Raw genomic sequence first — 20,949 nt, forward strand, 5'->3', positions numbered from 1 at the left:
ACGTTCCTAAAAAGAGTAATTCTACAGCCTCAACGCCCAAATAACAGGCAAAAAATTGTTGGCTAAAATGGCGACGAAGGAGCAAAAAGCCAACTGTTTTTTGTCCTAGTTTATTTGCTTGTTAGATGCCGTATTATGCTAAGATATCAACCTTTCCATTTAGCTGTTTACCGTCAAGATCTTTAAATTTATTTAAAACACCTGATAAAAAGTCAGTATTCTCACCAATGCTTTTTTTAAAATCTATAGATTTTTCAACTTGCCCAATTAAGTCTACTTTGATTTTACCTATTTTTTCGGGATCATTATTATATTGTTCAAGAACATTTAATGGTATAAATGGCACCACATCAAGTAAAGCACTTTCCCCTGATTTAATTAATGTATTAATTTCATCAATTGATATGTTTCTCATATCAATCTTTGTAGGTTGTGAATTATTTTGGTTTATGTTTTTTTCTACAGCAATAGATTCAGTCGGCATTTTATTGCCGCTAGATGCTGTCGTAATGGAATAGTTTTGCCCTACATTTGAAATATTCATATTAAACTCCTCGTGCATTAATAGATATTTGATATTAAAGCAAAAGATGTACCATGTTAGATATTATACTAATGACTATTTTAGGCATATAACAATTTTGTATCCGACATTTGTCGCTTTATAAACCGACAAATGTCCAAATATTACAAAGATTCTAATTTAACCAGCTAATAAGGACTTGTAAACAACTAGTTAGCCGATATTTAAGTTTCCTTGATGTAGAAATACCCCAAAATGGTAGAGATCAGTAATATCGGACAAAAAAGTAATGAGCCATAAAATAGGTGTAAGCGATATTATTAATAAGATAACTTAAATTTTTCTCTAAGCTTTTGCCTTTAACCTAAAAAAAAAGCCGCTGTTTATTACAAACAGCGGCTTTCGTATTAAGATTTACAAGCTTAAAACTTGCTTAACTTAAACTTGATTTTTATTGTTTACCAATCACTTCAAGTCCACCCATGTATGGGCGTAATACTTCTGGTACTACAACTGTGCCATCGGCTTGTTGGTAGTTTTCTAGAATGGCTACTAGTGTACGGCCAACGGCTAAGCCTGAACCATTTAGTGTATGTAGTAACTCTGGCTTTTTAACACCTTCACGGCGAAAACGTGCTTGCATTCTACGCGCCTGAAAGTCAGCCATGTTTGAACATGATGAAATTTCGCGGTATGTGTCTTGCGCAGGTAACCATACTTCTAAATCGTATGTTTTAGCTGAGCCAAAGCCCATGTCGCCCATACATAAAATTACTTTACGGTACGGAAGCTCAAGTGCTTGTAGTATTTGCTCTGCGTGACCTGTTAACTCTTCAAGCGTTGCCATTGAGTCTTCTGGTTTTACAAGTTGTACAAGTTCAACTTTATCAAACTGGTGTTGACGAATTAAGCCACGTGTATCGCGACCATAGCTGCCTGCTTCACTTCTGAAACACGGAGTGTGGGCAACTAAGCGAATTGGTAAATCGCTTTCATCGTAAATTTCGTCGCGGGCGCTATTTGTAAGCGGTACTTCAGCAGTAGGAATTAAGCTAAAGCCGGCTTGTTGTTCGCCGTCGTCATTTACAAGGCCTAATGTGTGGAACAAATCGCCCGCAAATTTAGGTAGTTGGCTGGTGCCATAAAGGCTTGCGCTATTTACTAGGTACGGTACATACATTTCTGTGTAGCCGTTTTTATCAGCGTGTGTATCTAACATAAATTGCGTTAGTGCACGGTGCATACGCGCTACTTGGCCGCGCATTACGGTAAAGCGTGCGCCACTAATTTTAACGCCCATTTCAAAGTCTAAACCGTTTAGGTCTTGGCCTACATCTACGTGGTCTTTAACTTCAAAATCGAATTTTTTAGGTGTGCCCCACGTTAAAATTTCAACGTTGTCGTCTTCGTCTTTACCGGCGGGTACTGACTCGTCTGGCAAGTTTGGAATTGCTAACGCAATGTCGTTAATCGCGGCTAATACTTCATCTTGCTCAGTTTTAGCTGCGTCTAGCTCACTGCCTAAGTTAGCCACTGCATCAAGTAATGGCTGTGCGTCTTCGCCTTTTGCTTTGGCTTGACCAATTGCTTTTGCGCTTGCATTACGTTGACTTTGAAGTTCTTGCGTTTTTACTTGTAATGTTTTGCGTTTTTCTTCAAGTGCCGTTACCGTCGCTACATCGAGTTCGTAACCGCGCGCCGCTAAACGTGCTGCAGTTTGTTCGATGTCTTGACGTAAAAATTTAGAATCTAACATGTTAGTTTTTTAACCTTTTTGCATTACTAGCTGAAGGCCCAGCCAAGCCATAAAAATACACACCATCACGTTTAAGATGATATTGAGGGCCATTTTAATAAAGTGACCTTGTTGTAATAACAACAACGAGTCCATTGAGAATGTTGAAAAGGTGGTTAATGCACCTAAAAAGCCAATACCGATAAGGGTTTTGGCGGGGCTTGCGGTGATAATTTCTTTATCTATCAAACCGTACAAAATGCCCATTAACAATGAACCCAGAATATTAACCGTCAACGTGCCAAAAGGGAATCCCCTACCGAGGAGTTTTAGCATGCTTTCACTAATAAAAAACCGTAAACACGCACCTGAGGCTCCGCCAAGGGCGATCATCATATAAAGTTTAATCATTTTCGTATCGTTTAAGTGGGCTTTGCGCATCGCGCTCTTTTAGGTAATCGAGTTTTTGTTTAATTTTTTGTTCAAGTCCGCGCTCGCTCGGTAAGTAATATTCTTTACCGTCCATTTCTGGTGGTAAATATTTTTCACCTGCGGCAAATGCGCCTTCTTCATTGTGCGCATAACGGTACTCGGCGCCATACCCTAAGTCTTTCATTAAGTTGGTTGGCGCATTACGTAAATGCTCCGGCACTGGGTAACTTGGCTCGTTTTTGGCATCTGTTTTTGCTTGATTAAACGCCATATACACCGCATTACTTTTAGGTGCGCTGGCTAAATATAGAGTGGCTTGTGCAATTGCACGCTCGCCCTCGCTTGGGCCAACACGTTGAAATATATCCCACGCATTTAAGGCTACTTCCATTGCACGCGGATCGGCGTTACCAATGTCTTCTGTAGCTATGGCAAGTAAACGCCTTGCCACATACAATGGGTCGCCGCCACCGGCTAAAATTCGGCAATACCAATACAGTGCGCCGTCGGGGGAGCTACCTCGTACTGATTTATGAAAGGCCGATATTAAATCGTAAAACTCATCGCCGCCTTTATCGTATTTAGCTAAATGTGTTGGTAGCACTTGGCTAAGTACGTGCTCATCTACGTTGTATTGACCGTTTTTCTCGGTTGTTAAGTCAACTGCTTGTTCAAGTAAATTAAGTACTTTACGCGCATCGCCGCCACTTGCTTGGCACAGTGCCTTTTTAGCGTTGTCGGCAATAGTGATGTGTTTTTGGCTTAGCTGCTCGTCTTGTTTAAGTGCGCGCTCTATTACGGTGTATAAGTCGGTATCGGCAAGCGATTTTAAAACATACACGCGCGCACGCGACAATATAGCGTTGTTAAGGGCAAACGATGGGTTTTCGGTGGTTGCACCTACAAATATAAAGGTGCCGTCTTCTATGTGCGGTAAAAAGGCATCTTGTTGGGATTTATTAAAGCGATGAACTTCGTCAACAAACATAAGGGTGCGTTGGCCACGGCTTTCTAGGTTGTCCCGCGCTTGCGTTACGCTGTCGCGTATATCTTTTACACCTGCAGTTACCGCCGACATTTGAATAAGTGAGGCATCAGCATGGTTGGCAATAATTTGCGCAAGTGTTGTTTTACCCACACCAGGCGGACCCCATAAAATTAAACTATGGCATCGCCCCGCGACAATGGCTTGATGCAGTGGTTTATCAGCACTTAATAAGTGCTGCTGACCAATGTATTCATCAAGTGTTGTAGGGCGCATACGCGCGGCAAGTGGGCGTACATCGGGCCCAAAATTAAAACCTAAATTACTCACCGTTACTCTGATCGTCTATTTCAACACCTTCAGGAGGCGTAAATTCAAAAGTGCTTTGATCAAGCGGCATATTAACTTGGGCATTGTTAAACGTAAATGACGATAGCTGCCCTGAGTTGTCGGTAACCACTAGTTTAGCAAGCCCTTGCTCGTTACCCGCAAATGCTATATCAAGTTGTTCTACTTGGCTTTCTACGCCTTTATTTGGCGTTACGCTAAAGCCTGTACTTGTTGCAAGTACGCTGTATTTTTCCCACTGTGCTGGGTCTTTTGATGTCAGTAGCACAAATGGTGTTGAATCGATTAGGCTGCTGGTTTTCATAATCGTTACTTGCTCAGCAAAGCTGTCGAAGTAATAGGTTTTATCACCGTTTGATACAAATAACGTATCGTCTGGATTAGTTTGCTGCCAGCGAATCATCATAGGCTGTTGGAGCGCTATTGTGCCCTCGCCTTGCATAACTGCTTGGCCTTCTTTGTCTGTTACTTGTTGTGCAAACTGCGCTTTAAAGCTTTTTAAAGTGGCAAGTCTGTCTTGTAATGCTTGGCTGTCGTCAGCAAAGCTTGGTGCGGCAAGTACGCTGCCTAACACTAATAATAAGGCGTTAACTTTTTTCATGAATTTGCTCCATTAGGTACTAATACATCGCGAGCGCCGTTATGACCTGGTGAACTCACGATACCCGATGTTTCCATTTGTTCTACTAAACGTGCTGCGCGGTTGTAGCCAACACGTAATTTACGTTGCACTGACGATACAGATACTTTGCCGGTTTCAATTACAAACGACACAGCTTCGTCGTATAACGGATCAGATTCTTCATCTGCATTTTCGCTAGCTTCACCCGGTAATAAAATATCTTCAGTGGCATCGCCATTGAGTATTTCGTCAATGTAATTTGGTTTAGCACGTGCTTTCCAATCGTTTACTACGGCGTGTACTTCATGGTCGTCTACAAACGCGCCATGCACACGCTCTGGTACGCTAGTGCCTGGCGGTAAATAAAGCATGTCGCCCATGCCTAGTAAGTTTTCTGCACCTTGTTGGTCAAGTATTGTCCGTGAATCTATTTTGCTTGATACCTGAAACGCCATACGTGTTGGAATATTAGCTTTAATTAAGCCGGTAATTACATCAACCGACGGGCGCTGCGTAGCAAGCACTAAGTGAATTCCTGCCGCACGTGCTTTTTGAGCAATACGTGCAATAAGTTCTTCTACTTTTTTACCTACAATCATCATCATGTCGGCAAATTCGTCTATTACTACAACAATACTTGGTAATTTACCTAGCTCGTCGGGGCCTTCTTTCATGCCATCGGTGTCTTTAAATAATGGATCAAGAATTGGGTAACCCGCTTCATTGGCTTCAAGCACTTTTTGGTTGTAACCTTTTAAGTTACGCACACCCAATGCTGACATTAATTTATAACGACGTTCCATTTCGCCTACACACCAACGCAGTGCGTTGGCAGCTTCTTTCATATCGGTAACTACTTCACACAATAAATGCGGAATGCCTTCGTATACTGAAAGCTCAAGCATTTTAGGGTCAATCATGATCATACGTACATCGTCAGGACCCGATTTGTAAAGCAAGCTTACTATCATGACATTAACGCCCACTGATTTACCTGAACCAGTTGTACCGGCTACCAATAAATGTGGCATTTTACCTAAGTCAGCACAAACCGGCTGACCAGCAATGTCTTTACCAAGCACCATGGTAAGTGGCGACGGATTTTGCTCAAATTTAGGGGCGTTTATAACTTCTGATAAACGCACTATTTCACGGTGTTTATTTGGAAGCTCAATACCAACATAGGTTTTACCTGGAATAACTTCTACAACACGTACACTAATTGCCGAAAGCGAACGGGCCAAATCTTTAGCTAAGCCTGTGATTTTAGACACCTTTATACCTGGCGCTAAATCTAGCTCAAAACGCGTAACAACGGGGCCTGGGTATACCGCTACTACGGTTGCTTGTACATTGAAGTCGAGAAGTTTTGTCTCTACTAGGCGCGATACGCTATCAAGCTCTTCTTGCGAAATTGGGTTTTTAGCTTTATCCGGTCTGTCGAGTAAATCGAGCGATGGTAATGGCCCTGGTGGTGGCTCTTGCGTTAATAATTGCTCAAACTTTTCTTTTGCCGTTGGCGGTGGTTGATATTGCGCTTTTGGTTTAGGCATTGGTCTTGCTGGCGATACCACCGTTGTAACTGGTTTTTCAGGCTCCACAACTGGGCTTTGATCAAGCGCATTTAATGCAGCAGCCGTGTCCATTGGTTCGTCATCTATTGCGCTAAAGCCAATTTCTTGATCGAGTATATCGTCAAGTTCATCAAACGGCATAAAGTCATCACTAATTTGTGGTTCACTAAATGGTGTTTGAGGCTTATCTATTGCTTTTTGTTTATCTGCTTTTTTAGCTGATGTAGGCAGCTCTATTTGCTCTTTTATATCGTCTTCAAAATGGGCGTCTGCTTCATCGTTATTATTTACTTTACCTGCAGTGTGTTCTCGGTGCATCCAGCCTTTTGCATACGATACAACATAGCGATAAAGCCTAACCATTAAATCGCCAAGGTAATCTACAAAATCAACCCACGATACTCCCGTCAATAAGGTAAGCCCTGCAAAAAAGAAACACAGCAATAATATAGATGTACCGGTAAAGTTAAACGCAGGCATCATGGCTGATGCAATAACATCGCCCACTACCCCACCCGATGAAAAGTTATAAATATCGTCGAAATTAATACTACTAATAGCGGTAGCTGAGGTAATAAATAAAGCAAAACCAATAACTCGCAGCGCTAAGGTAGTGTAATCAAGCTGTAAAATGCGGTGAGGTTGTTTAAATAGCAAGTAGCCAAATAGCTGAATGGCCGCAGGCACTAAGTAAGCCAACCAACCAAAGGTGAGTAATAAAATGTCGGCTATCCATGCACCGGCTGCTCCTGTGATGTTGCTTACTTCGCTAAAACTAGTTTGCGACCATGCAGCATCTGCTGGATCAAAGCTGATCAAGGCACATAAAATAAATATTGCCGTAAAGGTACTGATAATCAGCCCTGTTTCTAATAGTCTTTGCACACCGTTTAGGCGCATAGTTCCCTATTCCTCTTTATTATTCTATTTTTATTCACACTTACTTAGCAGTGAAATACCTTAGCAGGAAATGCAATTTGTTGCACTTTATCTTAACCTTGATGGCCTGATTATGAACAAGTTTTTATAATTTGAGCTTATATAAGCAAATGACGCAGCTAATATAAATAACCTTAAGTAATATAAGGACGAATAATTACGCCTTCTTCACCTTTTACTTCTTCCATTACTACATAAGTTCGGCTTTCACTTACATTTGGCAGTTTCAATAGTATGTCGCCTAATACGCCACGGTATTCTGACATATCATTTACGCGCGTTTTAAGTAAAAAATCAAAATTACCCGATACTAAATGACATTCGATAATTTCTTCGTGCTTTTTAACCGCAGCACTAAACTCATCAAATACGTCGGGAGATGTTTTAGTAATCGTTACTTCTACATACACAGATAAACCTTGCCCAAGTTTAGCGGGATCGACCACCGCTTTATAGCCAAGTATGTAACCTTCTCGTTCTAGCTTTTTTACTCGCTCCAAGCAGGGCGTGGCGCTTAGGCCAACTCGTCTGGCCAGTTCTACATTCGACAAGCGTCCATCGTGTTGTAATTCCATTAAAATTTTACGGTCAATTCTATCTAATAATTGATGCATAGTACCAACAAGTTTTTTATGCTGTTTATTTTTATTATCTAGATGATAACACTAGATTTGAGTTTAAAAAAGGTGAGACACACGGGCTTATGATGAATATAATAGTGGAAAATGTTAATCCGTTCTTAATAAGGCAAATGATATGATTATTGGTGTTCCTAAAGAAATTAAAAACCATGAATACCGTGTAGGTATGGTTCCTGCAAGTGTTCGTGAATTAGTAAACCACGGTCACCAAGTGATTGTAGAAACTGATGCAGGCATGGGCATTGGTTTTACTAACGAAGATTACACACAAGCGGGTGCTGAAATTTTAGCAACTGCTGCTGATGTTTTTGCTAAAGCAGACATGATTGTAAAAGTAAAAGAGCCGCAAGCTGTTGAACGTGCAATGCTACGTGAAGACCAAATTCTTTTCACTTACTTACACCTTGCACCTGATCTTCCACAAACTGAAGACCTTGTAAAAAGCAAAGCTATTTGTATTGCATACGAAACTGTAACTGACTCACGCGGTGGTTTACCGCTTCTTGCTCCTATGAGCGAAGTTGCTGGTCGTATGTCTATTCAAGCTGGTGCACAAGCGCTAGAAAAATCTAACCACGGTCGTGGCATGCTACTAGGTGGCGTACCAGGCGTTGAAGCTGCTAAAGTTGTTGTAATTGGCGGCGGCATGGTTGGTCGTAGCGCAGCGCAAATGGCTGTTGGTCTTGGTGCTGAAGTTGTCGTTCTTGATCGTAACATCGATGTATTACGTGCACTAGACGCGCAATTTGGTAATAAAGTTAAAGCTATTTACTCAACTGCTGATGCACTAGAAAAACACGTACTAGAAGCTGATTTAGTAATCGGTGGTGTACTGATCCCTGGTGCAGCTGCACCTAAACTAGTAACTGCTGAGCACATTAAAGCAATGAAACCTGGTTCTGCAATTGTTGACGTTGCAATCGACCAAGGTGGCTGTATTGCTACTTCTAAAGCAACGACGCATGCTGATCCAACTTTCATCGTTGATGAAGTTGTTCACTACTGTGTTGCTAACATGCCAGGTGCTGTTCCACGCACATCTACGTTTGCACTTAACAATGCAACATTGCCTTTCATCATTAACCTTGCAAACAAAGGTTATAAAAAGGCGCTACTAGATGACGCTCACTTCTTAAAAGGCTTAAACGTAATTAAAGGCCAAGTAACTTACAAAGAAGTAGCTGAAGCGTTCAACATGGAATATGTTGACCCACGCACAGCGGTAGAAAACGCATAATTTAGCGTTTCGTAGTTAGGTTGGTATTAAATAATATAGTAACTTAACTACAACACATAAAAAAAGCAGCTAATTAGCTGCTTTTTTTATGTCTGATTTAAAGTAAATTTATATGAAACGCTTAATTATAAAATCTACTTTTACGCGCTTAGCTTGGCCAAGTAGTTTTTTAACTGGCTGCGGGTAATCATCCATGGTTTCTAAATCATCTGGGCCTTTTAAACGGCGGCAGTGATGTAAAATTTCCTGCTTTTCGTTATCAATAGCATCCATAATTGTTTGCTCTGGATCTTCTATTAAAATACCGTTTTCGATATCAAGACCCCATGCACGCGGATTTAAGTTATGCCCACTCAGTAAATGTTTTGTTCTATCTGAACAAATACCTTTTAAATGAAACGAATTACTTTCATCTTTCCACAGATACACATTTAAATTACCGTTATCGATGTGGCGTTTTTGCGTTTTTACAAACTTATGCAAAATAGTTTCGTATAAATAAGGTAATGCCCCTATTTTACTAAACGGCTCGCTTGGCGGTAAATAAAAGTCATTTGCTGTTTTATCCCCTACCACAATAGTCACTTGCTTGCCTTGCTTTAATAATCGGCGCAGTGATCGCATAAGTGGCGCCGGAAAATTAAAGTATGGCGTATACAACACAAGCTCTTGCTCTGTGGTATCAAATAACGCTTTTATTAAACGATTTAATTCGTTATTACGACGACCAAGCCCTAAAAACAAACGAATACCTAATGCTTGCGTATTCAGTTGCTCTGCTGCGTTGTAACTTGCAACTTTTAAATCACGCATTAATTGCTTTTGATCAAGCTTGAAGTCGTGTAAACGCTTAAGCGGTCGTGTGTCTATGCGTGGCACAGCAACGGAGCTAATTAGCTTTGTCTCAATAAAATCAACCACTGAGTCACACAGTTCGCTCTGCGTTATTAAAAAGTAACGATCGAGTCTGTAACGCTCGTTATACTGCAAATACACGTTGTTTAAGCTTGCGCCGCTGTAAAGTAAGGTATCGTCAATGACAAAACCCTTTAAATGTAATACGCCGAATAATTCTTTAGCTTTTACAGGTACGCCATAAACTTGTACGTTCGATTTAAACTTTTCTAAATCGTCACAGTATAAACTTGCGTTACCATCAGACTTCTCTGCACCAATTAAACCACGTTGCGCACGATGAAAATCCACCAGCACTTTTACATCAAGCGCAGGGTTCTCTAATGATACTCGATGCAGGGCTTCTAAAATCTCGCGGCCTGCTTCGTCATCCTGTAAATAAAGCGCTGTGATATAAATTCGTTTTTTTGCATTAGCGATCAAACGTAGCAATTGCGTTCGGTAATCTTGCGCATTGGTTAAGACGTTAACGTCTTTTGAAGTCAACCCGAATGCGGGTTTTTCCTGCCAAAATAACATAGTTGCCTATTTGCTTAGGTCACATAATCTATCAGTGACAAATAAAATTAGGTAAAACATAACAAAAAAAATCAAAGGGGTCATGAATTAACGCTGTTTTGTTGCCTGTTAGTCTATTTATTGAGCTACTTAGGTGTTTTAACTGTAAAAGTACTGAGCTCTAGTACACAATACTGCACAGCTTTTCGATTTGCGAAAAAAAATAATCGCGGATTTTGTTTACATCCGCCTTGATTTTCTTAGAATCGAGCGCATTAAAGACCGTATTAAACGTTTAGGAAAAAATAATGACTGAAGCAAAACATTGTAAGCTACTAATTTTAGGCTCTGGCCCAGCTGGTTATACTGCCGCAGTATATGCAGCACGTGCAAATTTAAACCCTGTTTTAATTACAGGCATTCAACAAGGTGGTCAATTAACAACCACGACTGAAGTTGAGAACTGGCCTGGTGATGCACACGGCTTAACGGGCCCTGCATTAATGGATCGTATGAAAGAGCACGCTGAGCGCTTTGAAACTGAAATCATATTCGATCACATCAATAAAGTAGATGTATCTAAGCGCCCTTTCACACTAACTGGCGACCAAGGTACTTACACATGTGATGCGTTAATCATTGCAACAGGTGCTTCTGCTAAATACTTAGGCTTAGAGTCTGAAACTAATTTCCAAGGCCGTGGCGTTTCAGCCTGTGCTACATGTGATGGCTTTTTCTATAAAGGTCAGAAAGTAGCGGTTGTTGGTGGTGGTAATACAGCGGTTGAAGAAGCGCTATACTTATCTAACATTGCTGACGAAGTACATGTTATTCACCGCCGTGATAGTTTCCGTAGTGAAAAAATACTTGCAGATCGCCTAGCTGAAAAAGCAGCTAACGGTAACGTTGTTTTACATTACAACCGTACGCTTGACGAAGTATTAGGCGACCAAATGGGCGTAACTGGCATTCGTATTAAAGATGCACAGTCTGATGCAACAGAAGAGCTAGATTTAGCCGGTGTATTTATTGCTATTGGTCATAAGCCAAATACAGATATGTTTGTTGGTCAACTAGAAATGAAAGACGGCTACTTAGTTGTAGAGTCTGGATTGAATGGTAACGCAACTCAAACAAGTGTAGAGGGCGTTTTTGCTGCAGGTGATGTGTCTGACCACATTTACCGTCAAGCAATCACATCAGCGGGTACAGGCTGTATGGCTGCCCTTGATGCAGAGCGTTTCTTAGATAATTTATAAGCAATTAAATAAATTATAATAGGGCTGATTATTCAGCCCTTTTTTTATGTCTAAAATATAGTTACACTTTTACGATCAATTATAAAATAAGTACTGTATGAGAAATCAGCTATACCAATTAAGTGAAACCGATATAGCATTCCCCAATCCGGAATACGCATTAGAATCCCCTGATGGCTTGTTAGCAATTGGCGGAGATTTAAGTTTACCTCGCCTAAGTAATGCCTACAAAAGCGGAATATTCCCTTGGTTTAGCGAAGATGAGCCTATTATGTGGTGGTCGCCGAGCGAACGCGGGATTTTTGAACTGGATGATTTTCATATAAGTAAGAGCCTGCGTAAACATTTAAAAAAGCACCCTGTAAAAGTAACCATTAATAATGCCTTTGAGGAGGTAATAGAAGCTTGTCGCGATCAACGCCTTGATACCGATGGCACTTGGATCACCTCTGACATGCTCAACGCTTATGTTAATGCACACAATGCTGGCATTGCCCATAGCTTAGAAGTGTGGAGCAACGGAGAGCTTGCAGGTGGCTTATATGGTATTATGCAAAATGGTGTTTTTTGTGGTGAATCGATGTTTCATCATCAAACCAATTGCTCAAAGCTTGCTATGTGGGCACTGGTAAATTGGCTTAAACGTCATAATGCGCATTTTATTGATTGCCAGTTAGAAAACCCTTATTTAATGACCTTAGGTGCACAAGTAATCCCCCGCTCAACATTTTTGACTAAACTAAAAGCTGCACATAACTATATTATTAATCCTATTATGTGGGAGCCACAAGAACTTGACGCAATCTATGAATGAGCAACTTCCTGCACGTGTTGGTTTAACCCAAGAATTTGACTGTAGTTATTTACCCAACAGACAAGAGCAACTTTTAGTTATTCTAGATCCTAGTTGCTACAGTACAGACAAATTTGAGTCATTATTAGGCTTAGGGTTTCGTCGCAGTGGTAACCAAATATATCGTCCACACTGCCCAATATGCAGTGCATGTAATTCTGTACGTGTATTAGCACAAGACTTTATCCCTTCAAAATCGCAAAAACGTAAACTAAACAAAGCAAAAAACCAGTTTGAAGTGAAATACTCGACGCAAGAACGCCCTGAGTATTATCCGCTCTATAGTAAATACATAACGATGCGCCATCAGGATGGAAGTATGTATCCTCCTGAAAAAGAACAGTTTCAAAGCTTTTTACTTTGCAGTTGGCTCAAAATCACATTTATTGAACTATGGTACCAGGATACTTTAGCCGCAGTTGCCGTAACTGATTGTATGAACAGCTCTATTTCTGCAATTTATACTTTTTTTGACCCCGACTTTGAACACTATAGTTTAGGCTCTGTGATGATATTAGAGCAGCTTAAATTTGCAAAAGAGCAAAATAAGCAATACGTGTACTTAGGCTATCAAATTGATGAATGCGATAAAATGAAGTACAAAACTCAGTTTTTACCAGCTCAAAAACAGCTCAATGATGAGTGGGTGGCTATTTAATTTGCAAATATAGTCCCTGCGCCTTTACTTATTGGTGTATTTTGGGCAAAATCTGCAGCGTTTAACTATTAAAGAGGTGTTACGCTAAACATGGCGAAAGAAGACGTAATCGAAATGCAAGGGACAGTCCTTGATACTTTACCAAATACAATGTTCCGAGTTGAGCTAGAAAATGGTCACGTAGTTGTGGCTCACATTTCAGGCAAAATGCGCAAAAACTATATCCGTATTTTAACCGGCGATAAAGTAACGGTAGAAATGACTCCTTACGATTTATCAAAGGGTCGTATCGTATTCCGTGCTCGCTAAGTAAGTGCGTAAACGAGATTTAGTTTTTGGCTAGTGTTTTACTAGCTTTAAGCGTTTATTAAATGTAATTGATAGACATTGACTAGCAATTACATTTAATAAACAAAAAACCCAGTTTTTACTGGGTTTTTTGTTGGCTATAAAAATGGCAAAAAAATGGCCCGCTATTATTTAGCGGGCCATTTTTATTTAACTTAGTTGTGTAATTAACGTTTTACGCTGGCGTTAAATTGCTCTCGTAATCAAAGCGAATCTTCTTGTCCTTAACCGATACTTTAACTGTACCGCCATCAACAAGTTCACCAAACAGTATTTCATTAGCTAATTGCTTTTTAAGCTCTTCTTGAATAACACGTGCCATTGGTCGTGCGCCCATAGCCTTGTCATAACCTTTATCTGCGAGCCATTCACGCGCTTTAGGCGTAAGCTCAAGATTAACCGATTTTTTATCAAGCTGAGCTTGCAGTTCCACAATAAATTTATCAACCACCAGTAAAATAACTTCACGTTCAAGGTGATTAAACCAAATAATGTTATCTAAACGGTTTCTAAATTCTGGCGAAAATACTTTATTAATTTCGCCCATTGCATCGTGCGTATGATCTTGCTCTGTAAAACCAATCGACTTACGCGTGGTTTCTTGTACGCCCGCATTGGTAGTCATTACAACCACTACATTTCTGAAATCAGCTTTACGACCGTTATTATCGGTTAACGTACCGTGATCCATAACTTGTAGTAAAATATTGTAAATATCTGGATGCGCTTTTTCAATCTCATCTAAAAGTACAACCGCATGTGGGTTTTTAATAACCGCCTCGGTTAATAAACCGCCTTGCTCAAAACCAACATATCCTGGTGGAGCACCAATTAGTCGGCTGATTGCGTGGCGCTCTACATACTCAGACATATCAAAACGAATAAACTCAACACCCATACATTTAGCAAGTTGCTTAGTTACTTCTGTTTTACCAACACCTGTTGGGCCTGCAAACAAGAACGAACCCACTGGTTTTTCTTCGCTTGATAAACCTGAGCGAGATAAACGAATAGCCGATGTAAGTGCATCAATAGATTGATCTTGTCCAAACACCAGCATTTTAAGATTACGGTCTAGATTTTTAAGCGTCTCTTTATCTGTTGAAGACACATTTTGTGGTGGAATACGTGCCATCTTCGATATTATTAGCTCTATATCAGCCACACCAATGGTTTTTTTACGTTTAGAACTAGGTTGTAAACGTTGGTTAGCTCCCGCTTCATCAATTACATCAATTGCTTTATCTGGCAAGTGGCGCTCATTAATGTATTTAGCACTAAGTTCAGCAGCTGCTTTTAATGCTTTTTGAGTGTAGCGAATACCATGGTGCTCTTCGTAACGCTCTTTTAATCCATTTAAAATTTTAGTGGTATCGGCAACACTTGGTTCAAGTACATCAATTTTTTGAAAACGGCGTACTAATGCACGGTCTTTCTCAAAAATATTTTTATACTCATTGTAAGTGGTTGAACCCATACAACGTAACTTACCACTTGAAAGAAGTGGTTTAAGTAAGTTTGAAGCATCCATAACGCCACCAGACGCTGCGCCGGCACCTATTATGGTATGTATTTCATCAATAAATAAAATAGACCCAGGTTGTGCCTGAAGCTCTTTTAATAAGCTTTTAAAGCGCTTTTCAAAATCGCCACGGTATTTAGTACCTGCAAGCAATGCCCCCATATCTAGTGAGTACACAACTGCATCTGCAATTACTTCTGGTACTTGCTCGTTAACAATACGGTACGCTAAACCTTCAGCAATAGCTGTTTTACCAACGCCCGCTTCACCAACAAGTAATGGGTTATTCTTTTTACGACGACACAATACTTGTACCGTACGCTCTACTTCGCTGTCGCGCCCAATCAGTGGGTCAATATTACCTTCACGAGCCTGAGCGTTTAAGTTAGTTGTAAAGCTGTCTAGCTTACTTGCTTCTTCGTTTTGAACTTCTTGCACTTCTTCATTTATATCATCGCTGTCGTCGCCTAGTTCATCATCAGCTTTTGAAATGCCGTGCGAAATAAAGTTAACAATATCTAAGCGCGATACATCATGCTTTTTAAGTAAATAAACGGCTTGGCTCTCTTGCTCAGAAAAAATAGCAACCAGGACATTGACACCCGTCACTTCGTTTTTTCCTGACGATTGCACATGAAACACAGCGCGTTGTAATACACGCTGAAAACCAAGCGTTGGCTGAGTTTCACGTTCTTCTTCTAAATCGGGGATGACGGGTGTTGTTTCGTCAATAAATTCTAATAATTCGGTTTTTAAGCCTGAAAGATTAACACCACACGCGTTTAATGCTTCTCCTGCAGAAGGATTATCTAATAGCGCAAGTAAAAGGTGCTCTACGGTCATAAACTCATGACGGCGAGTGCGCGCTTCACGAAACGCGGCATTTAAAGTGAGTTCTAAGTCTTTGTTTAGCATTGGCAACCCCTTACTGAGATAATAATTTATACCACAACAATCGGATGTTTGATCACCCTAATTGGTATTTATACCAATTGTATTAAATTGGTATTATTCCTGCTCACAACTACAAAGCAGTGGATGCTCGTTATCCCGTGAGTAACGGTTAACTTGTTCAACTTTGGTGTGGGCAACATCGGCGCTGTAAACACCGCAAATACCCTTACCTTTTTCATGAACCTGAAGCATCACATCGGTTGCTCTATCGCTATCCATATTAAAAAACGTCGTTAAAACTTCAATTACGAAGTCCATCGGCGTGTAGTCGTCGTTATTTAAAACAACTTTATATTTTCGCGGCGGCTGTAGCTTTTGCTTTTCACTGTCGCGAACTGTGTCGATAACACCTGAATCTTTCATACCACTCATAATTAAATATAGTCTTGTCTTTGTAACTCAAGCAAACTTGAATAAAAAATAAATAAAATGTTAAAAAATAACTCAAAACACTTGACTGGTTGGCTAAATAAACTACAGTCAAACATAGATTGATTAAACCTTAGTCAGTCTAGCAAATTATACGGTTTAGAATAACTAAATTAGTCAACTTATTGAAGGATGTAGAAGTATGGCTTGTGGTAAAGTTAAATGGTTCAACAACGCCAAAGGTTTTGGTTTCATCGTAGAAGACGGCTGCGAGAATGATATCTTCGCTCATTACTCAACAATTGTAATGGACGGCTATAAAACGCTTAAAGCTGGTCAAGATGTAACATTCGAATTAGAACAAGGGCCTAAAGGCCTACACGCTAAAAATATTGCCCCAGATGGTGACATTATTGAGTGACGATTGTTTTGTTCGACTAAAGCGAGCGACCTTTTAAGATCCTCGCTTAATTCCTTAAGCATACTAACTTATCTCTTCTTCCCTTATTTATTGCCTCTTTTCATTCAAATTCAACCCTTTTCCTTGAATTTATTTTATATACCCCAATGTTCTAAGAGTTGATTGTTTAACTGCTTATTGGGCATGCTCAAACTCTAGCCCTTTTTATTTAAGCTTGTTACACTCTTGGTGCTAAAAATTGCGCATAACACCTTATCGCCTCTTTTATATGTACTAGGCTAAAGGCTGATTTATTTTTGTTAATTTTTTAGCTATAAATACGATTCCAGTTCGTCAGGTGTGACTATTCTGCTTTTATAAAAGAGCAACGCTGAGTACCAACACCTAACAAACTATTCATTACGAGCGTACGTGTTCATTAACTTGTTTAATAATATGTACTCACTCATAAGTAATGATTTTCTTTGCATTGTTGAATAAGACCTTATCGGTCGACTATCTAGGAATGATGATGACATCAAAAATTATCTATACAAAAACGGACGAAGCTCCGGCACTAGCAACTTATTCGTTGCTACCGATCATCCAAGCATATACAAATGCGGCCGGTGTTGAAGTTGAAACTCGCGACATTTCATTAGCAGGTCGTGTAATTGCTAGCTTCCCTGATTATTTAACAGAAGAACAACGCATCGGTGATGCACTTGCTGAACTTGGCGAGCTTGCTAAAACACCAGAAGCAAACATCATCAAATTACCAAACATCAGTGCATCTGTACCACAGCTTCGCGCTGTAATTAAAGAGCTTCAAGCAAAAGGTTACGCTCTTCCAGAATACCCTGTAGAACCTAAAAATGATGAAGAAAAAGCAATTCAAGCGGCTTACGACAAAATTAAAGGCAGTGCAGTAAACCCTGTACTACGTGAAGGTAACTCAGATCGTCGCGCGCCAGGCTCTGTAAAAGAATATGCACGTAACAACCCACATTCAATGGGTGCATGGAGCAAAGATTCGCAATCTTACGTTGCAAGTATGAGCGAAGGCGATTTCTTCGGTTCAGAAAAATCAGTAACTGTTGATACAGCAACTGATGTGCGTATTGAACATGTTGCAACTAACGGTGACGTTACTGTTCTAAAACAAAGCACACCTCTTTTAGCTGGCGAAGTTATTGATGCATCAAGCATTAGCGCTTCTAAGCTTCAAGCTTTCTTAGCTGCAGAAATTGACGCTGCTAAAGAGAAAGGTGTTTTGTTCTCGCTTCACATGAAAGCGACAATGATGAAAGTATCTGATCCAATCATCTTCGGTCACGCTGTAAAAGTATTCTACAAAGATGTATTTGCTAAACACGGTGAGCTTTTTGAAGAGCTAGGTGTTGATGTAAATAATGGTTTAGGCGACGTATATTCTAAAATTCAAACATTAGACGATGCTAAGCGCGAAGAAATTGAAGCAGATATTCAAGCTGTTTACGCTAACCGCCCTTCTATTGCTATGGTTGATTCTGACCGTGGTATTACAAACTTACACGTACCAAGTGACGTGATCATCGATGCATCTATGCCTGCAGCAATCCGTTCAAGCGGTCAAATGTGGAATAACGATGGTAAATTACAAGACACTAGCTTTGTAATTCCTGATCGTTGTTACTCAAGTGTTTACCAAGCAACTATCGATTTTTGTAAAGAAAATGGCGCGTTTGATCCAACAACAATGGGTAGCGTTCCAAACGTTGGCCTTATGGCTCAAAAAGCTGAAGAATACGGTTCACACGACAAAACATTTGAAGCAAAAGCGGACGGTTCTATCCGTGTTGTTGATGCAAATGGTAATACATTACTTGAGCACAATGTTGAGCAAGGCGATATCTGGCGTATGTGTCAGGTTAAAGACGCACCAATTCAAGATTGGGTTAAGCTTGCAGTAAATCGTGCACGCGCAACAGGCGTTCCAGCTATTTTCTGGTTAGACGAAAACCGTGCACATGATGCGCAGCTAATCAAAAAAGTAAATAAATACCTACCAGATCACGATACAGCTGGCCTAGATATTCAAATTTTAGCACCGCTTGAAGCAACATTGTTCTCACTAGCGCGTATTAAAGAAGGTAAAGACACTATTTCTGTAACAGGTAACGTACTACGTGATTACCTAACAGATTTATTCCCAATTTTAGAATTGGGTACGAGTGCTAAAATGCTTTCAATTGTTCCACTTATGAACGGTGGTGGCTTATTTGAAACTGGCGCGGGTGGTTCTGCACCTAAGCACGTTCAACAGTTCGAAAAAGAAAACCACTTACGTTGGGATTCTTTAGGTGAATTTCTAGCACTTGCTGCATCACTTGAGCACTTAAGCGTAACTGCTGGTAACAACAAGGCACAAGTACTTGCTGATACCCTAGATAAAGCAACAGGTACGTTCCTTGCTGAAAACAAATCGCCTTCACGTAAAGTGAAAGAAATTGATAACCGTGGTTCTCATTTCTTCCTATCTTTATTCTGGGCACAAGAACTTGCTAAGCAAAATGATGACAGTGAACTTAAAGCACAGTTTACTCAAATCGCTAGCGACCTTGAGTCTAATAAAGAGCAAATCGTAAGTGAACTTAACGATGCGCAAGGCCCTGCAGTTGATTTAGGCGGTTACTTCCAGCCTAACGATGATGCAGCCTTTAAAGCGATGCGTCCAAGCACTACATTTAACGATATTCTTGCTAAATTAGTATAAATATTAGTTTAAATTTAAAAGCCGCTTACTTGTAAAAGTAAGCGGCTTTTTTATGTCTAAACTTTACAAAAAAAGGCCGCTATCATTAGATAGCGACCTTTTTGATTAACCAAAACTATTTAAGTTATTTAAACTCTGATTACTTAGTATAAGCCCGTGGCATTTTTGAATCTGTTGTATAACGGTCACGCAGTTTATCTTGACGAGATTGTGTAGAAACCTCAACGCCATTAATAAACATTTTGCTCACATGGCTGCTTAGCTCAAACGGGTCATTACTCCATATTACTACATCAGCAGCTTTGCCAACTTCAAGGCTACCTGCATTAATGCCAAATACATCAGCAACGTTTGATGTAACCGCTTTTAACGCACCTTCTTGGCTCATACCGTACGACACAGCATTACCAGCATCAAAACGCAGCTGATAAATATTGTGACTTGCATCACCACCTACCGTTAATAATACTTTAACGCCTGCTTTTTCAAGCACACTTGCATTATCTAAACTTGCATGAAGCGAATCAAAGCTTCCTGGTAAGCTATCCATTGCACTAATAATCACTGGAATATTTGCTTTAGCAACGCGCTCTTTTACTACAACAGCGTCTTGTGCGCCGTTAAGTACTAAATTAATGCCAAATTGCTCTTTTACTTTAATTAGCTCAATAATATCAGCCGCACGCGAAACGCCAACCACTAATGGCATTTCACCACTGAGTACTTTAGCCATTACTTTATCTTCAGTACTTGGCTTGTCGTCATCTTTTTTCGCTTTTTTACCGGCTTTAGTTTTGTGCTCATCAAGCTTATTAATCAGTGTTTGCAAAGTAAAAGCACGTGAGCCTTTACTACGCTCACCTAAGTAAACAATTAAAGCCGCTTGTTTTTGCATGTCGCTGTCAAAACTACCACTTAAATCAACAACACTCGCAAGGCCTGAAAAAATGCTATCGCCGCCATGAGGAGTAATTACATCGCGTGTTACGCCGCCTTTACGAGCGTAAGGAATTAAGCTTGAATGTGCGTTGTAAGCAAGGCTTACATCAAAATCAATACCAGCTTTTTCTTCACCTGCATCGCGAGAGCCTGCAACTGCACTTACTTCAACCAAACCAAGTTGATTAATACTTGCTATAAAGCCAGGGGTTACAATTTGCCCCTTTGCATCAATAATTTGATCTACTTTAATTTCAGCTGGGTTAATCGCTGTGATTTTACCATCTGTCATTACAATGCTTGCCGCTTCTAATACACCTTGATCAGAAGACGTATGCAATGTTGCATTAATAATTGCTAGCGATTGTGCGCTTACAGCACCAGATGCTAATAATCCTGCAGCAACCAGAGAAAGCGAAAACGAACGTGATAAATTTTTCATT

At 40.2% G+C, this 20,949-nt stretch carries 18 protein-coding genes; 7 read left to right on the forward strand and 11 right to left on the reverse strand.

What is annotated here, in order from left to right:
* Positions 1-133: 133 nt before the first annotated feature.
* From GQR53_RS09515 to lrp, 7 genes are all read right to left on the reverse strand, one after another.
* Complete coding sequence (locus GQR53_RS09515) at positions 134-544, reverse strand: hypothetical protein (RefSeq protein ID WP_002961863.1); 411 nt, start codon at positions 542-544, stop codon at positions 134-136.
* 430 nt (positions 545-974) lie between these two features.
* Positions 975-2,279, reverse strand: a complete 1,305-nt coding sequence (gene serS / locus GQR53_RS09520) for a serine--tRNA ligase (protein WP_002962971.1) — start codon at positions 2,277-2,279, stop codon at positions 975-977.
* 9 nt (positions 2,280-2,288) lie between these two features.
* Entirely contained in the window at positions 2,289-2,669 is a 381-nt protein-coding gene (crcB, locus tag GQR53_RS09525; protein WP_021032117.1) for a fluoride efflux transporter CrcB, read from the reverse strand.
* A complete protein-coding gene (locus GQR53_RS09530) occupies positions 2,662-4,005 on the reverse strand; it encodes a replication-associated recombination protein A (RefSeq protein ID WP_165743787.1) in 1,344 nt (447 codons plus the stop codon). The genes crcB and GQR53_RS09530 overlap by 8 nt, the downstream gene beginning before the upstream one ends.
* On the reverse strand, positions 3,998-4,624 hold the full coding sequence (gene lolA, locus GQR53_RS09535) for an outer membrane lipoprotein chaperone LolA (RefSeq protein ID WP_165743788.1): 627 nt from the start codon (positions 4,622-4,624) through the stop codon (positions 3,998-4,000). Before lolA ends, GQR53_RS09530 begins: the two co-directional genes overlap by 8 nt.
* Positions 4,621-7,119 (reverse strand): DNA translocase FtsK 4TM domain-containing protein, encoded by a 2,499-nt coding sequence (locus GQR53_RS09540; RefSeq protein ID WP_024595504.1) that lies wholly within the window; start codon positions 7,117-7,119, stop codon positions 4,621-4,623. The genes lolA and GQR53_RS09540 overlap by 4 nt, the downstream gene beginning before the upstream one ends.
* Before the next feature lie 173 nt (positions 7,120-7,292).
* Positions 7,293-7,772 carry a leucine-responsive transcriptional regulator Lrp gene (gene lrp / locus GQR53_RS09545; RefSeq protein ID WP_007582985.1) on the reverse strand — a complete coding sequence of 160 codons (480 nt, stop codon included), beginning with the start codon at positions 7,770-7,772 and terminating at the stop codon, positions 7,293-7,295.
* Between the two features lie 142 nt (positions 7,773-7,914).
* Here lrp and ald point away from each other — a divergent pair, with 142 nt between their 5' ends.
* A complete protein-coding gene (gene ald, locus GQR53_RS09550; RefSeq protein WP_002962982.1) occupies positions 7,915-9,036 on the forward strand; it encodes an alanine dehydrogenase in 1,122 nt (373 codons plus the stop codon).
* Between the two features lie 108 nt (positions 9,037-9,144).
* Here ald and pssA read toward each other — a convergent pair whose 3' ends face one another.
* A complete protein-coding gene (pssA, locus tag GQR53_RS09555) occupies positions 9,145-10,470 on the reverse strand; it encodes a CDP-diacylglycerol--serine O-phosphatidyltransferase (protein WP_165743789.1) in 1,326 nt (441 codons plus the stop codon).
* A gap of 287 nt (positions 10,471-10,757) precedes the next feature.
* Between pssA and trxB the strand changes: the two genes are divergently transcribed.
* The 4 genes from trxB to infA all read left to right on the forward strand — a co-directional run bounded on the left by trxB (position 10,758) and on the right by infA (position 13,528).
* Positions 10,758-11,708 (forward strand): thioredoxin-disulfide reductase, encoded by a 951-nt coding sequence (trxB, locus tag GQR53_RS09560; RefSeq protein ID WP_024595506.1) that lies wholly within the window; start codon positions 10,758-10,760, stop codon positions 11,706-11,708.
* 97 nt (positions 11,709-11,805) lie between these two features.
* The gene (gene aat / locus GQR53_RS09565) at positions 11,806-12,522 is read left to right on the forward strand and encodes a leucyl/phenylalanyl-tRNA--protein transferase (RefSeq protein ID WP_024595507.1); all 717 of its coding nucleotides are present in this window, start codon (positions 11,806-11,808) and stop codon (positions 12,520-12,522) included.
* The gene (locus GQR53_RS09570; RefSeq protein WP_165743817.1) at positions 12,515-13,219 is read left to right on the forward strand and encodes an arginyltransferase; all 705 of its coding nucleotides are present in this window, start codon (positions 12,515-12,517) and stop codon (positions 13,217-13,219) included. Before aat ends, GQR53_RS09570 begins: the two co-directional genes overlap by 8 nt.
* A gap of 90 nt (positions 13,220-13,309) precedes the next feature.
* Positions 13,310-13,528 carry a translation initiation factor IF-1 gene (infA, locus tag GQR53_RS09575; RefSeq protein WP_002962494.1) on the forward strand — a complete coding sequence of 73 codons (219 nt, stop codon included), beginning with the start codon at positions 13,310-13,312 and terminating at the stop codon, positions 13,526-13,528.
* A gap of 214 nt (positions 13,529-13,742) precedes the next feature.
* Here infA and clpA read toward each other — a convergent pair whose 3' ends face one another.
* A complete protein-coding gene (gene clpA, locus GQR53_RS09580; RefSeq protein ID WP_165743790.1) occupies positions 13,743-16,004 on the reverse strand; it encodes an ATP-dependent Clp protease ATP-binding subunit ClpA in 2,262 nt (753 codons plus the stop codon).
* Positions 16,005-16,097: 93 nt separating this feature from the next.
* The gene (gene clpS, locus GQR53_RS09585; protein ID WP_002962498.1) at positions 16,098-16,406 is read right to left on the reverse strand and encodes an ATP-dependent Clp protease adapter ClpS; all 309 of its coding nucleotides are present in this window, start codon (positions 16,404-16,406) and stop codon (positions 16,098-16,100) included.
* A gap of 208 nt (positions 16,407-16,614) precedes the next feature.
* Between clpS and cspD the strand changes: the two genes are divergently transcribed.
* Entirely contained in the window at positions 16,615-16,833 is a 219-nt protein-coding gene (gene cspD / locus GQR53_RS09590) for a cold shock domain-containing protein CspD (protein WP_002962500.1), read from the forward strand.
* A gap of 511 nt (positions 16,834-17,344) precedes the next feature.
* A complete protein-coding gene (locus tag GQR53_RS09595; protein ID WP_165743791.1) occupies positions 17,345-19,567 on the forward strand; it encodes an NADP-dependent isocitrate dehydrogenase in 2,223 nt (740 codons plus the stop codon).
* Between the two features lie 139 nt (positions 19,568-19,706).
* On the opposite strand, the gene GQR53_RS09600 is transcribed toward GQR53_RS09595, so the two are convergent.
* Positions 19,707-20,948 (reverse strand): amidohydrolase family protein, encoded by a 1,242-nt coding sequence (locus GQR53_RS09600; RefSeq protein WP_165743792.1) that lies wholly within the window; start codon positions 20,946-20,948, stop codon positions 19,707-19,709.
* Between the last annotated feature and the right edge of the window lies 1 nt (position 20,949).

The sequence above is a fragment of the Pseudoalteromonas sp. Z9A6 genome (assembly GCF_011378805.1).
GTDB classification, from domain to species: Bacteria; Pseudomonadota; Gammaproteobacteria; order Enterobacterales; family Alteromonadaceae; genus Pseudoalteromonas; species Pseudoalteromonas distincta.

Excerpts from the sequence above, each read along its gene's own strand:
- crcB (WP_021032117.1), bottom strand. The coding sequence starts at position 2,669 with ATGATTAAACTTTATATGATGATCGCCCTTGGCGGAGCCTCAGGTGCG.
- pssA (WP_165743789.1), bottom strand. The coding sequence starts at position 10,470 with ATGTTATTTTGGCAGGAAAAACCCGCATTCGGGTTGACTTCAAAAGAC.
- GQR53_RS09540 (WP_024595504.1), bottom strand. The coding sequence starts at position 7,119 with ATGCGCCTAAACGGTGTGCAAAGACTATTAGAAACAGGGCTGATTATC.
- GQR53_RS09595 (WP_165743791.1), top strand. The coding sequence starts at position 17,345 with ATGACATCAAAAATTATCTATACAAAAACGGACGAAGCTCCGGCACTA.
- clpS (WP_002962498.1), bottom strand. The coding sequence starts at position 16,406 with ATGAAAGATTCAGGTGTTATCGACACAGTTCGCGACAGTGAAAAGCAA.
- lrp (WP_007582985.1), bottom strand. The coding sequence starts at position 7,772 with ATGCATCAATTATTAGATAGAATTGACCGTAAAATTTTAATGGAATTA.
- trxB (WP_024595506.1), top strand. The coding sequence starts at position 10,758 with ATGACTGAAGCAAAACATTGTAAGCTACTAATTTTAGGCTCTGGCCCA.
- lolA (WP_165743788.1), bottom strand. The coding sequence starts at position 4,624 with ATGAAAAAAGTTAACGCCTTATTATTAGTGTTAGGCAGCGTACTTGCC.
- GQR53_RS09570 (WP_165743817.1), top strand. The coding sequence starts at position 12,515 with ATGAATGAGCAACTTCCTGCACGTGTTGGTTTAACCCAAGAATTTGAC.
- ald (WP_002962982.1), top strand. The coding sequence starts at position 7,915 with ATGATTATTGGTGTTCCTAAAGAAATTAAAAACCATGAATACCGTGTA.
- serS (WP_002962971.1), bottom strand. The coding sequence starts at position 2,279 with ATGTTAGATTCTAAATTTTTACGTCAAGACATCGAACAAACTGCAGCA.
- clpA (WP_165743790.1), bottom strand. The coding sequence starts at position 16,004 with ATGCTAAACAAAGACTTAGAACTCACTTTAAATGCCGCGTTTCGTGAA.
- cspD (WP_002962500.1), top strand. The coding sequence starts at position 16,615 with ATGGCTTGTGGTAAAGTTAAATGGTTCAACAACGCCAAAGGTTTTGGT.
- infA (WP_002962494.1), top strand. The coding sequence starts at position 13,310 with ATGGCGAAAGAAGACGTAATCGAAATGCAAGGGACAGTCCTTGATACT.
- aat (WP_024595507.1), top strand. The coding sequence starts at position 11,806 with ATGAGAAATCAGCTATACCAATTAAGTGAAACCGATATAGCATTCCCC.
- GQR53_RS09515 (WP_002961863.1), bottom strand. The coding sequence starts at position 544 with ATGAATATTTCAAATGTAGGGCAAAACTATTCCATTACGACAGCATCT.
- GQR53_RS09600 (WP_165743792.1), bottom strand. The coding sequence starts at position 20,948 with ATGAAAAATTTATCACGTTCGTTTTCGCTTTCTCTGGTTGCTGCAGGA.